We start from the raw sequence: 12,625 nt of genomic DNA, 5'->3' as shown, positions 1-12,625 counted from the left end.
CGTACTGGTTCGTTTGCTGACACTGGGGGTGGGATGAGCTGGAAGAAACCTATGCCCCTCAATTCAGCGCCACAATTGGCGCTCCAGCCAAATCAGTGAGAATGGCCTTTGGTGCTCTCTACATCAAACAGAAGTTAGGGCTCACCGACGAAGAGACAGTCCATCAGATCAGAGAGAACGCCTATATTCAGTTCTTTCTCGGCTTTGCGGGCTACACAGCTAAGGCACCGTTTGATGCCTCGATGATGGTGCACTTTCGCAAGCGTTTTTCTGACGAGGATCTGCGCCGTATCAACGAGCTGGTGGTGCAGCGCGGCAAAGAGATCCTTCTGGAAGCACTTGCTCAGGCAGCAGACGATGACGACCATGATGATCGTGATTCCAGTGGAGGAGGTGCTCAGCTAGAACTTGATGCGTTGATCAAGCCTGCTGACTGGCCAGAAGGAAAGAATTGGGGCACTCTCACGATTGATGCCAGTTGCACTCCAGCCGACATCACCTATCCCAGAGACCTCAAGCTCCTCAACGAGGCTCGCACAACGACCGAGCGAGTCATTGATGATCTGTGCAGTCAGTCATCGGGATTCAGGAGACATCGACCTCGCTACGACCGTGGCCTTGCTCGTGCTCATTTCCTGAGAGTGGCGAAGCAAAAACGACCACGTCGCCGCAAAGTGAAGGCTGCCATTAAACATCAGCTTGGCTATGTGCGGCAGAATCTCAAGGCCATTGATGCTCTGATCGGCTGCGGGGCAAGGCTTTCCGAGCTTAAGAGGCATTGGTGGCAGAAGTTGTTGGCCTGCAGCGAGTTGGAGCGGCAACAGGGCCTTCTGCTCGCCTCTCAGACCAACAGCATTCCAGACCGCCTGGTGAATCTTGTGCAGACCCATATCCGCCCAATGGTGCGAGGCAAAGCACGTGCTGCGGTGGAGTTTGGAGCCAAAATCAGTGTTTCGGTTCAAAACGGCTTTCCGTTCTTGCACCGCATAAGCTGGAACCCCTACAACGAAGGAGAAGACCTTATCGCTCAGGCGGAAAAATACAAGCTGGATACAGGATCTTACCCAGAGCGAATCTGCGCCGACCGGATTTATATCACGGCCAAGAATAGGCATTTCTGCACGAGGAACGGTATTCGCCTCTCCGGCAAGCGATTGGGTCGCCCGCCCAAGGATCCTGATGTCACCACTGCACACAAGCACCAGCTCCGATCTGATCAAGCTCGACGCAATGAAGTGGAAGGCGTCTTTGGCTCTGGAAAGCGCAAGTATTCCCTGGATCTGATCATGGCTCGTCTACCAGCTGGTGCCGAATCCTCCATCTCGATGGCCTTTGTCGTGATGTGCGCGGAAAAGGTCTTGAGGCTGCTGCGCCTCTTTTTTGTCCTTCTTTTTGGGTGGATCTACAGCTTTTTTATGGCCTGGTCAGCGATCAGAGCGCCTGAGGGCATCTGCAAGCCATGCTTTTGAGATCTGGCCGACTTGATGTCACCGCGCTTGCCAGCCTGATTAACGCGAAGCAAACGGACGAATCCGGCGTCGATGGGCCGAGAATCTTTTTCAGGAGTCCCTATAGAGATGATGACAATATGGAGACATAAAAGAGCATCATTTATGAATCTTACAATGCGAAAACAGGCAACTTGCAGAGTCTGCAGTGGTAACTATTTCGTAAGACGTGCGACTAACAAACTGAGGCTACGAATGTAGTCATAAGCAAGGCCAGGTGACCAAGTGAAAAGCTCTGAGCGTTGTTTTGCGATGATAGCACTCCAAAAATATGACGATAAGTACGTCCTAAGAATTCCGATAGTGAATGGTATCTCACTCAGTGAATCACGAATGCACTCTTCAAATAGTCTTACGGTAACAATTGCACAATTTCGACTATAGAGAGAATAGGAAGAGTCCTTCTTTAGAGTATGCCACACAGAGATGAGATGATCGGGGTTAAAGGCATCAACAACGCAGACGTTGTAAGCAGCCCCGCGTTGTTGAATATCATAATCAAGAGACTGCCATACTCCTGGATAAAACATGCGATGAGAGCTTCCTATAGTTTTACTAGTTGGTCTCTTCTCCTCTGCCAGCCATGAATTCTTATCAGGATAGATACTAGCATAAAAACTGTTGGTTTCGAAAGTTATATGTCCTACATGAAAGTCTCGCCTTCTGAGTGAATAGGCAAACGAATAACGTCCAATCACTGGAAGAACTATATGTGAGCAAGTATCTTCATTGTTCGGAAGCCAGGCACGGATCTTAACTATTTCACATGAACTGCCGTATTCCTCACGGTTGGCGACAAACTTAGAATCTATTGGCTTTTCCTTCCTATTTTGATGGCTCGCACCCACTACCAGAGAGATGCTAAACTGAATCATGCTAGCCCATATAATTAATGATATCTCATAAATCATGCTCTTATTGTGAATAGTAAGCAATATAATCGCCAGAATAAGCTCTACAGTTAGAACAAGGGCAACGCATCGGGTATTTCTTCTAATAACCGCCAAAGAATAGGCTAATAGGACGCAGTTGAGTAGTCGGCAGATTGCATATATAAGCGTGAATGAACCGCTAATATCTGTATTATAGCTAACCAGATCCAGTGAATAGATCACAAAAGCTATTGGTGTAAGAAGTAAAGGTGAGACGCTATAGATCGTGGCTTTGCTTCGCCTAACGTAGACGAGTGTACATAGAATAGCAAAACATGAGAGCAAGATCAGGGATGTAGCTACTGTATGGCGGAGGAGAAGATGAATGGGGTGACTATAATGCTGATCGAACCTAAGAATACCGAGGGCAACTGACGTTGAGAATATGAATACAATCGAACAAGCTACAGAGAAGGTCTTCTGAAATTTCTCTAACCGTTGCTCACCAAACAGTATCCCAATAGTTCTAGCGCTATAATAGCCTAGCATTGTCTAGTGATCCTAAAAATGGTCATTTAAAGTGAGCAAATAGATTAGCCCAAGCCATACGGCTGAGTATGACGCTTTCACGAATGTGAAGCACGTAGAATACACATACGATAGCATGACCTACGGGTGCCTCGCGCTGCAGACTGGCTGGAGAGTTTGCGAAACCATCGTCCCTCTATTAACGATGCACTAATTCCTTGAATACTTATCACTTAAGGAGCGTCTGGGAAGACCGAGCGATAAACGCGACAATGTCCCTGTGATGGCAGGCCGGGACAGAGTTGATGGGTGGCAAGCAGCTCAGCTTCTCGCATTGCGATCTGACCACGGCCAAGATGCAGCCCAGCGTGACAAGTTTCTCTCTGAGATGGAGCCGGTGGTGCCCTGGCAGGCACTGATCGATTTGATTGAGCCTCACTACCCCAAAGCGACAAGAAGGGCGGCCGCCCTCCTTACCCGCTGGCGACGATGCTGCACATTCACTTGCTGCAGCAGTGGTATTCCCTAAGCGATCCGGCGAATGAGGAGGCCCTGATCGAGGTACCCACCATGCGTCACATTGCCGGTATCGAGCTGATCAGCGATCGGATTCCGGATGAAACGACGATCCTGACCTTCCGCCATCTGCTGGAGAAGGATGGCCTAGGCGAGCAGGTTTTTGACACCGTGAAGGCCCACCTCGGTGCGCGTTGCATGACGAGGCGGCAAGGCACGATCGTCGATACCACCTCATCGGCGCGCCTAGTTCAACCAAGAATAAGGCAGGGAAGCCGGATCCGGAGATGCACCAGACGAATAACGCCAACCATTGGTATTTCGGGATGAAAGTCCACGCCAATGTGAACAAGGACTCGGGCCAGATAATCCACCATCCGACGGCTGCCGCTGCAGGGATCCTCCAGATACAAGGAATCGATCCTGGCCATGATCCGTAGCGTTGATTCCGGAACCGGAGTCGGTCGGTAGTAGAGCGTGGATCGCGGTAGGCCTAGCAGGGCACACTGGCGGCTGATGCTGAGCGCAGGATGGTCGTGATCGACCAGCTTTCGCAGTTCATGGGCGTCAGAGCAGCTGAGATTTTTTTTGAGCCACTCCAGCTCCATCTGCAGCCTGCCGATCTGCTGGAACAACTCAGCCTCCTTGGCCTGCCCTTCCTCCTTGTCCTTGCTCTTCCTGCCCCGGGTGAACAGCTCGCTGGCGCCATCGAGCAGCTGCCGCTTCCACTGGCTCACCTGGATCGGATGAACAGCGTGATCGGCAGCGATCTCTTGGATCGTCTTGCGTCCACTGATCGCCTCCATGGCGACCCGGGCCTTGAACTCTGGGCTATGGGTGCGTCGCTTGCTCATCGGTGGGAGCCCCATTCAGGGGCGGTACCCCGCCTCAGAGATTAACGATGGGACCTGTCCAGAAAAACCAGTCCACCTCACGCTCCTGACTCATTTTGTATTTGAGATTTAGGAATTCAGCACATTATCTCGTCAACAACGTTAGTCGGGGAAACAGTTGGTCTGTTGGATAAAATATGCTTAACAGTCCACAGCAGACGCTAATTGCAAAAATCATCGTGGAACGGAGAAGCGGCGACTATATCCGCAATGCCAAGTCGCTCTCGCCAAGCTTCAATAGATTCATCCCAGCCCTCCTCCCAGCGTTGTGCAAGTAGTGGTGCGCAGATCCGTCCGAGCTCAAGACCATAGCTTATTGCAAGACCGACATCAAGTTGACCCTGAACAGAGCCTGTCATGCAGTGTTGCATTAGGTGAGCGCCAATCACCATGGCGCTGCCTGGCCAGCGCAATTGAACAACGTTCACTGCACTTATCGCCGCTTCCCCAGCTACCGTGGGGGGGCAGCCGCAAACCACGTGCCAGACATCGTGTGAGTGTCTAATCCGTTGGTGAAGCCAAATATCATCGCCTTCACTCCCGTCTTGCAGAACAGGGTCGGGTAGAATGCTTCCGCCGGCACTGGCAAGACAGCTCGCATAAGAATATCCCAGGCTGCCCGAAGGTAGCGTCAAAAACTCAGATTGACTCGGCCAATGCCCCCAGTAGCGCTCTTTCATCAGCTCAGCTATTGCTGGATCGCTGCGAAGTGAGGCGCGCGCGGCGTCTGCCGCAGGTGTTTTGTAGCTGCGAGTCAATAGATCGATTCCGCGTTCAGGTTCAGAACGCTCTACCAGAGCTGCTAGATCAGTAGCAAAGTGCAACAGCTCGCGGCGAAGAGAATTACGCATGCGTCAAGGTAACGGATGAACTGGTGTAGCTTGTCCCTCTGAAGGCCATATCACATAATTGCGTGTCACCGGTGCTGGCTTCAAGATGATTCTAACCCAGGGATGGAGACTCATCAAGCATCAAGTCGGTGTTTCATCAGATGAGCCAGTAGACTTACACAGTTCGAGCTGTTAAATGGCTATGCAGCCCCAAGACCATGAGGCACGTGTGATGGAAGCACTTTATTGGTCAGTCATGGCGACAGAAGTTGAAAGTTTGGGTAGAAGTAAAATGCGGTATTTCTACCACATGGCCTTTGAACAATGCAAAACGCGATAACGCCATAAACCCTTATTCGGCCTGTTGGTATTCGCGAGTTCTTCACATCTTCTTCGCGTGAATGCGCTTCATTCTTGCTAGTGAATGATGTCAAGATAATTTCGATTCAGATCTGAAAAACTTGGCATCGGTTCGAATGCACTTATATGTACGAATACCTGCTCCTACCGGATGCGACAAAACAATTTATTTTAGTAATTCTTATTCTAATTCCAAAGGTGGCGTGTCTGTGAATGGTGCAAGCAAGCGCTTCTTTGGTTTGGAGCCGATATTATTACATTTTATCTTTGGTTCTATCAGCTCTGTCGGCACATGACTAGTCGTCACTATTGTAGAAATATTTGGCCTTGCTTGTGCACTCCTCATGGTTAAGCCTCATTACCCTTTAAGAGCGTCCGTCGCATTAAAGGTTTTAAAAACGATCCAATTTTGGTAATTCAGAATGTCCGAAGACAAGCACGCGCCCTCAATAAGCGCTGATATTCTGTTGATGACAGGACTGCATGAGGAGTTGCAATGGCTTAAGAAGGTATTTGACAGTGAATTCCAGCGCATTGCAATCCTTGGAACTTCATACCTTCTGACAAATGTTGCCCATGCTAATCGCAGTGTGACGATTGTTGCGCTCCGACAACAGGAAAAGGGGCTGACCAGTTCTGCGATCACTGCCACCAAGGCAATGTGTCTATGGAAGCCAAAGTTGGCTGTGATGACAGGTATCTGTGCAGGTGTCAAGGGTTCGGTCAACCTTGGTGATCTTGTGGTTGCCAGTCAGTGCTTCGAACACTCAAGTGGTCAGTTATCGGAGGGTGAATTCATTCCAGTACAGAACCGGGTTTCGCCACCTCCATGGGCACTGGATTTTTTGATTTCTCTTACTGATTCTAACGAGTTGCAAGAATTGGTTCGTGTTGGCTTTGGACATCCAATGCCTAGTGAGGCAGAGCCACGTATTCATTACGGCGCAATGGCATGTGGCCCGCAAGTAATTAAGGATCAGTCTTACATTGACAGACTAAAAGCCAAAGAGTATTCGCTTCTTGCTATCGACATGGAATCGTATGGGCTTGCACTTGCCGCATCTATGTGTAGTACCTATTTGCGCCCTGTAATTCCTTTGGTAGTCAAGGGTGTTTGTGATTTTGCCGATTCTGAAAAAACGGATGACTGGCATGATTATTGCTCCTATTCCAGTGCTGCCTTTATCCGTTCGCTCCTAGAGATTGCGATTGCTCGTGACAGGGTCTATAGTTGGATAAAAGACTAATCTACTGTTGAGAAATCCTGTGCAAGTCGATACTCTAATTCTAGGGGGTGTCATCGTCACTATGGACCATCATCGGCGCGTCATTCGAGATGGTGCTATTGCCATCAAGACTGGCCGTATAGTAGACGTGGGAGATCGTCAGGAGCTGCAGTCTTCCTATGAGGCCCTGAATCGTATCGATGCCAGTGGGCGTGCAGTGATACCTGGGCTGATTAATGGGCATGCTCATATTCCAATGACTCTGTTCCGTGGATTGGCGGATGATGAGGATCTTGATGACTGGCTACAACATACGATCTTTCCTGCAGAGGCAATGAATGTGGATGAAGCATTCGTGCGCTGCGGCACACGTCTTGGGCTCGCAGAGCTAATTCGAGGTGGTATCACCACCGTTTGCGATATGTACTACTACGAGTATGCAGTAGCCGAAGAGATAGCGGTCGCGGGATTACGTGGTCTACTTGGTCAGGTTCTTATCGATTTTCCTGCTCCGGATTGTACCGACTACACCGCGGCTATGGACACTCTGCATCGTTTTGTGGAACGTTGGCAAGGTCACCAGTTGATCATACCAGCAATTGCTCCGCATGCCCCTTACACCGGGACTCCTGAAAAAGATTCTCGGCCCATCGGCGCCGGATTCGTCCGTTTGCTTCGCGTTAATCAGGCTGGCAAGCGCGGTGACATCAAGTCGGCCAGATCTCAAAAGCATGGCTTGCAGATGCCCTCAGGCGCTCTGATCGCTGACCAGGCCATAAAAAAGCTGTAGATCCACCAGGGCTGCCTAAAAGTGTGATCAGCCCAAGCTCCCTCGGCTGGCCACGCCGCCAAGTGCCAGCATTCCCTTGATGTCGTAGGCCAACTCCCGCAGGCCTTGGCGGATCGAGCGGTAGCCGCCCCGCCGCAGCAAGTTCATCACGATGGTTCGCAGGAAGGCGAACACCGGGGCCCCGATCCGGTTGGCGTAGCGATGAGCGTCCTCACCCAGCTGGACGTCACGGGCCCAGTGCCATTCGTTCTCAATGCTCCAGCGCTGACGGATCAGGCGCAGCAGGGCTTGTGGCGTGGTGCGCACGCTGGTGAGGAACAGGTGGTGCCTGATCTTGCGCTTGCCCTTGCGGGTGAGGGTGCCTGTGATCACCTCAACGATCCAGGCGCTGCCGGGCCAGTTGGCTTTGATGTGCTCCGGTGCCTCTCTGGCTCGCAGTTCCCAGACGGTGTCGCGCCCGTGGCGCTTCTCGTGATCTGTTGCAGTGAAAGGGATGTGACGCTTTCCCTGGAACTGGCAGCCGATCTGGCGGTAGAGGGTCTTCTGGTTCGATTTGACGGTCAGGAGCACGTCGGCCCCCTGGGAGAGGCACCAGCGAAAAACGCCTGCGTCGTGTGCAGGGCATCCGCCTGGATCAACACGCCATCGAGATCCAGGCTGCTGAGCAGCTCTTTCAGCGCCGCACGCTCACTGGATTCGTGGGTGTCATAGGTCGTCTGGGCCAGGGCGACGCCAAGGGCCCGGGCGTACACCGTGACCTGGGCGACAAACCGGTGACTGCCGTCTTCTGTCTCCACGGCAGAGCCGCGCAGGGTCTTGCCATCACACACCAGCTGATCCAGACCCGTTGCCCCGCTTGGGACCTGGCTGATCATCCAGGCCTGCAGCACCTGGCCAAACTCCTGCAGGTGGGCCTTGTTGAACAGGTAGAGGAAGGTGGCATCGGAGGGCCAGCGCTTGAAATTCAGGCCCAGCGCCTGGTTGAGTGCCTCACGGTGCCGCCGGGCAAAGGCCTCCAGATCACGGGAGCTGCGGCAGCCGCTCAGGATCCCGAGCACAGCCACCAGCAGCAGGAACCACTGCGGGTAACGCACCCCGCGGCGGTAACGCCCATCCGGGATGGCCTTGAGGAAGCTGATCAGGTCATCCGGTGCGGGCTGATCGACTCCGGTGGAGCGGGTTTCGGGCATTGGGGGCACTGAGACCCGCCGACCAAACCCAATGCTGGCAGACCTGCCAAGAGCTACCAGGACAGACTTTTAGGCGACCCTGGTAGATCCACCCAAAAAGAAGGACAAAAAAGAGGCGCAGCAGCCTCAAGACCTTTTCCGCGCACATCACGACAAAGGCCATCGAGATGGAGGATTCGGCACCAGCTGGTAGACGAGCCATGATCAGATCCAGGGAATACTTGCGCTTTCCAGAGCCAAAGACGCCTTCCACTTCATTGCGTCGAGCTTGATCAGATCGGAGCTGGTGCTTGTGTGCAGTGGTGACATCAGGATCCTTGGGCGGGCGACCCAATCGCTTGCCGGAGAGGCGAATACCGTTCCTCGTGCAGAAATGCCTATTCTTGGCCGTGATATAAATCCGGTCGGCGCAGATTCGCTCTGGGTAAGATCCTGTATCCAGCTTGTATTTTTCCGCCTGAGCGATAAGGTCTTCTCCTTCGTTGTAGGGGTTCCAGCTTATGCGGTGCAAGAACGGAAAGCCGTTTTGAACCGAAACACTGATTTTGGCTCCAAACTCCACCGCAGCACGTGCTTTGCCTCGCACCATTGGGCGGATATGGGTCTGCACAAGATTCACCAGGCGGTCTGGAATGCTGTTGGTCTGAGAGGCGAGCAGAAGGCCCTGTTGCCGCTCCAACTCGCTGCAGGCCAACAACTTCTGCCACCAATGCCTCTTAAGCTCGGAAAGCCTTGCCCCGCAGCCGATCAGAGCATCAATGGCCTTGAGATTCTGCCGCACATAGCCAAGCTGATGTTTAATGGCAGCCTTCACTTTGCGGCGACGTGGTCGTTTTTGCTTCGCCACTCTCAGGAAATGAGCACGAGCAAGGCCACGGTCGTAGCGAGGTCGATGTCTCCTGAATCCCGATGACTGACTGCACAGATCATCAATGACTCGCTCGGTCGTTGTGCGAGCCTCGTTGAGGAGCTTGAGGTCTCTGGGATAGGTGATGTCGGCTGGAGTGCAACTGGCATCAATCGTGAGAGTGCCCCAATTCTTTCCTTCTGGCCAGTCAGCAGGCTTGATCAACGCATCAAGTTCTAGCTGAGCGCCTCCTCCACTGGAATCACGATCATCATGGTCGTCATCGTCTGCTGCCTGAGCAAGTGCTTCCAGAAGGATCTCTTTGCCGCGCTGCACCACCAGCTCGTTGATACGGCGCAGATCCTCGTCAGAAAAACGCTTGCGAAAGTGCACCATCATCGAGGCATCAAACGGTGCCTTAGCTGTGTAGCCCGCAAAGCCGAGAAAGAACTGAATATAGGCGTTCTCTCTGATCTGATGGACTGTCTCTTCGTCGGTGAGCCCTAACTTCTGTTTGATGTAGAGAGCGCCAAAGGCCATTCTCACTGATTTGGCTGGAGCGCCAATTGTGGCGCTGAATTGAGGGGCATAGGTTTCTTCCAGCTCATCCCATGGGATCAGCCCCTCCAGTTGAACCCAGCGATTCTCGGGATCAAGTGTGCCGCCAAATGGCAGGTGGAACTCCTTGATTGAGATCTGACCGTTATTGTGCCTCCGGTACATATGGAACGATCAGGAGTAAAGGCAATCACGGATTGCCTGATTCACGGCCACTTTAGCGGTTTCTCATGCTTGAGACCAGCTGCGGCGCAATGGATCTGGATTGTTCAGGAGTCCCTACACCGTTGGGGATGACCATCTGATTGCAGCACACCGTTTCTCTATTGAACACAATTGTCCGCTGATCACCCACCTTGCAGAGAGTCGGCATGAGGTGTTGGAGAGTATCCGACTTAAAGGTCTAAGACCTGTGGAACATCTAGCGCGCCTTGGGGTACTCAGCGAGAACATGGTTGCGGCGCATGTTGTGTGGGCTGAAGACCATGAACTCGATCTATTGGCACACTATGGCGTTGGTGTAGTGCACAACCCTCAATCGAATATGAAACTCGCATCGGGGGTAGCACCGCTGCCGCAGATGTTGTCGCGCAATATGGGTGTCGGTATCGGCACCGACGGATCAGCCTCAAACAACGACCTAAGCCTCTGGGAGGAAATCGACACCGCTGCCAAGTTGCATAAGCTATTCACTTACGACCCCAAGGTGGTTTCAGCCCAGGAAGCGTTTGAGCTCGCCACGATTCGAGGTGCAAGAGCCTTACATATGGATCATATGATTGGCTCTCTGGAGGTGGGTAAGCGTGCAGATCTTGTCGTGCTGCAGATGGATCCCATCGACCAGATTCCCCTTCGAAGCATCTATTCGGCACTGGTCTATGCTACGAAGGCCAACGATGTCTGCGATTTGATGGTCGATGGACGTGTCCTCTTGCGCGATCGCCAGTTAACCACCCTCGATGAGGATCTGATAAGAGAACAAGGGCTTGTGCTTCGACGACAGATTATTGAACGACTTCAGCTCTCTGTCTGACTGCCCAATCTGAGGTGGTCTGGCTTTTCTGGACAGGCCCCATCGTTAACCTCTGAGGCGGGGTACCGCCCCTGAAAGGGGCTCCCACCGATGAGCAAGCGCCGCACCCACAGCCCCGAGTTCAAGGCCAGGGTCGCCATGGAGGCGATCAGTGGCCGCAAGACGATCCAGGAGATCGCCGCCGACCACGCCATCCACCCGATCCAGGTGAGCCAGTGGAAGCGGCAGCTCCTGGACGGTGCCAGCGAGCTCTTCACCCGAGGCAAGAAGACCAAGGACAAGGAGGAGGGGCAGGCCAAGGAGGCGGAGCTGTTCCAGCAGATCGGACGGCTGCAGATGGAGCTGGAGTGGCTCAAAAAAAAGTCTCAACTGCTCTGATGCCCGTGAACTGCGCAAGCTGGTCGATCACGACCACCCCGAGCTCAGCATCAGCAGGCAGTGTGCGCTGCTGGGGCTGCCTCGATCCACGCTGTACTACCGGCCGACACCGGTCCGTGTATCGACGCTGCGGATCATGGCCAGGATCGATGCTCTCTACCTGGAGGATCCCTGCAGCGGCAGCCGCCGGATGGTGGACTATCTGGCCCAAGATGGTATCCCGATCAGCCGAGATCGAGTGCGAAACCTCATGCGGCGCATGGGATTACGGGCGATCTACCAGAAGCCCCGGACGACGGTTCCAGGTGATCCGTCCGTGCGGTTCCCCTACCTGGTGGACCTCACGCAGGTCACGTCGGTGGATCAGGTCTGGGCGACCGACATCACCTACATCCCTCTGCAGAAAGGGTTCCTCTATCTGGTGGCGATCATGGATCTCCATTCCAGGCATGTGCTCAGCTGGAGGCTCTCCAACAGCCTTGACACGAAGTTCTGTCTGGAGGCCCTGGAGATGGCCTTGGGAGGCGGCCGTAGGCCAGAGATCTTCCACTCCGATCAAGGCTGTCAGTTCACGTCCGCTGACTTTGTGGCCAGACTCAAAGGGGAGCGGATCCAGATCAGCTGGTCCGGCAGAAAGCGGTGCTACGACAACATCCTTGTTGAACGGCTGTGGAGGACTGTCAAGTACGAGGAGGTCTACCTACGGGCATACAGCGATGGCTGGGACGCTGAAATCAGCCTGGCCCGCTTCCTGTGGCGGTATTGCCATGTAAGACCTCACAGTTCCCTTGGAGGCAAAACTCCCCACGCGGTCTACACTGAGGCCGAACCATGTTCCACCCGTCCTGGGTTAACGATGTCAGGGGCCGGAACTGTCCAATAAAAGGCACCCACCTCAATCCACACCACACGACTGCTCACCATAGGTGTCCAGACTCAATACTCGCATGACAACAGCTAGTCCTAGACAAGTGTTAGTAATGGGACGTTAGCACTTGTCTTTGCTGACATACTCAAAGTTATTCTGATGCGTCTACGTATAGCCACTCCTTGCTATTCGTGGCGGTAATCCTCGATTAGAACAGACCGTAAGGTC

Annotated in this window: 13 protein-coding genes; 7 read left to right on the top strand and 6 right to left on the bottom strand. The window is 53.1% G+C overall.

What is annotated here, in order from left to right; genetic code table 11:
* Positions 1–38: 38 nt before the first annotated feature.
* Positions 39–1,469: an IS5 family transposase gene (locus H8F24_RS07360; protein ID WP_197172093.1), complete on the top strand. Its 1,431-nt coding sequence runs from the start codon at positions 39–41 to the stop codon at positions 1,467–1,469.
* A gap of 194 nt (positions 1,470–1,663) precedes the next feature.
* Here H8F24_RS07360 and H8F24_RS07355 read toward each other — a convergent pair whose 3' ends face one another.
* The gene (locus H8F24_RS07355) at positions 1,664–2,623 is read right to left on the bottom strand and encodes a hypothetical protein (protein ID WP_197171597.1); all 960 of its coding nucleotides are present in this window, start codon (positions 2,621–2,623) and stop codon (positions 1,664–1,666) included.
* Between the two features lie 774 nt (positions 2,624–3,397).
* On the opposite strand from H8F24_RS07355, the gene H8F24_RS07350 reads away from it, so the two are divergent.
* On the top strand, positions 3,398–3,754 hold the full coding sequence (locus tag H8F24_RS07350; RefSeq protein ID WP_370594806.1) for a transposase: 357 nt from the start codon (positions 3,398–3,400) through the stop codon (positions 3,752–3,754).
* Here the strand turns inward: H8F24_RS07350 and H8F24_RS20150 are convergent.
* Positions 3,676–4,278: a transposase gene (locus tag H8F24_RS20150; RefSeq protein WP_370594805.1), complete on the bottom strand. Its 603-nt coding sequence runs from the start codon at positions 4,276–4,278 to the stop codon at positions 3,676–3,678. The two genes, H8F24_RS07350 and H8F24_RS20150, sit on opposite strands and share 79 nt — an antisense overlap.
* A gap of 200 nt (positions 4,279–4,478) precedes the next feature.
* A complete protein-coding gene (locus H8F24_RS07340) occupies positions 4,479–5,168 on the bottom strand; it encodes a Coq4 family protein (protein ID WP_197171595.1) in 690 nt (229 codons plus the stop codon).
* Positions 5,169–5,929: 761 nt separating this feature from the next.
* Here H8F24_RS07340 and H8F24_RS07335 point away from each other — a divergent pair.
* The gene (locus tag H8F24_RS07335; protein WP_197171593.1) at positions 5,930–6,754 is read left to right on the top strand and encodes a hypothetical protein; all 825 of its coding nucleotides are present in this window, start codon (positions 5,930–5,932) and stop codon (positions 6,752–6,754) included.
* A 61-nt stretch (positions 6,755–6,815) separates the two neighbouring features.
* Positions 6,816–7,523: an amidohydrolase family protein gene (locus H8F24_RS07330; protein ID WP_197171591.1), complete on the top strand. Its 708-nt coding sequence runs from the start codon at positions 6,816–6,818 to the stop codon at positions 7,521–7,523.
* Positions 7,524–7,550: 27 nt separating this feature from the next.
* Here the strand turns inward: H8F24_RS07330 and H8F24_RS19910 are convergent, their stop codons facing one another.
* Genes H8F24_RS19910 through H8F24_RS07315 form a run of 3 tightly spaced genes read right to left on the bottom strand, consistent with a single transcriptional unit; the run spans position 7,551 to position 10,283 of the window.
* Positions 7,551–8,093 (bottom strand): ISAs1 family transposase, encoded by a 543-nt coding sequence (locus H8F24_RS19910; protein ID WP_197158713.1) that lies wholly within the window; start codon positions 8,091–8,093, stop codon positions 7,551–7,553.
* On the bottom strand, positions 8,084–8,713 hold the full coding sequence (locus H8F24_RS19905) for an ISAs1 family transposase (protein ID WP_197158706.1): 630 nt from the start codon (positions 8,711–8,713) through the stop codon (positions 8,084–8,086). The genes H8F24_RS19910 and H8F24_RS19905 overlap by 10 nt, the downstream gene beginning before the upstream one ends.
* Positions 8,667–10,283, bottom strand: coding sequence for an IS5 family transposase (locus tag H8F24_RS07315; protein ID WP_197171589.1), 1,617 nt, complete (start codon positions 10,281–10,283; stop codon positions 8,667–8,669). The genes H8F24_RS19905 and H8F24_RS07315 overlap by 47 nt, the downstream gene beginning before the upstream one ends.
* Positions 10,284–10,383: 100 nt before the next feature.
* Here H8F24_RS07315 and H8F24_RS07310 point away from each other — a divergent pair, with 100 nt between their 5' ends.
* The 3 genes from H8F24_RS07310 to H8F24_RS07305 all read left to right on the top strand — a co-directional run bounded on the left by H8F24_RS07310 (position 10,384) and on the right by H8F24_RS07305 (position 12,412).
* Positions 10,384–11,151, top strand: a complete 768-nt coding sequence (locus tag H8F24_RS07310) for an amidohydrolase family protein (RefSeq protein WP_197171587.1) — start codon at positions 10,384–10,386, stop codon at positions 11,149–11,151.
* A gap of 90 nt (positions 11,152–11,241) precedes the next feature.
* Complete coding sequence (locus H8F24_RS19385; RefSeq protein ID WP_231597691.1) at positions 11,242–11,529, top strand: transposase; 288 nt, start codon at positions 11,242–11,244, stop codon at positions 11,527–11,529.
* A 10-nt stretch (positions 11,530–11,539) separates the two neighbouring features.
* Positions 11,540–12,412: an IS3 family transposase gene (locus H8F24_RS07305; RefSeq protein ID WP_231598249.1), complete on the top strand. Its 873-nt coding sequence runs from the start codon at positions 11,540–11,542 to the stop codon at positions 12,410–12,412.
* Positions 12,413–12,625 lie beyond the last annotated feature (213 nt).

Source organism: Synechococcus sp. CBW1002, from assembly GCF_015840915.1.
In the GTDB taxonomy this organism is placed as follows: Bacteria; Cyanobacteriota; Cyanobacteriia; order PCC-6307; family Cyanobiaceae; genus CBW1002.
This window is presented reverse-complemented; position numbering and strand designations above follow the sequence as displayed.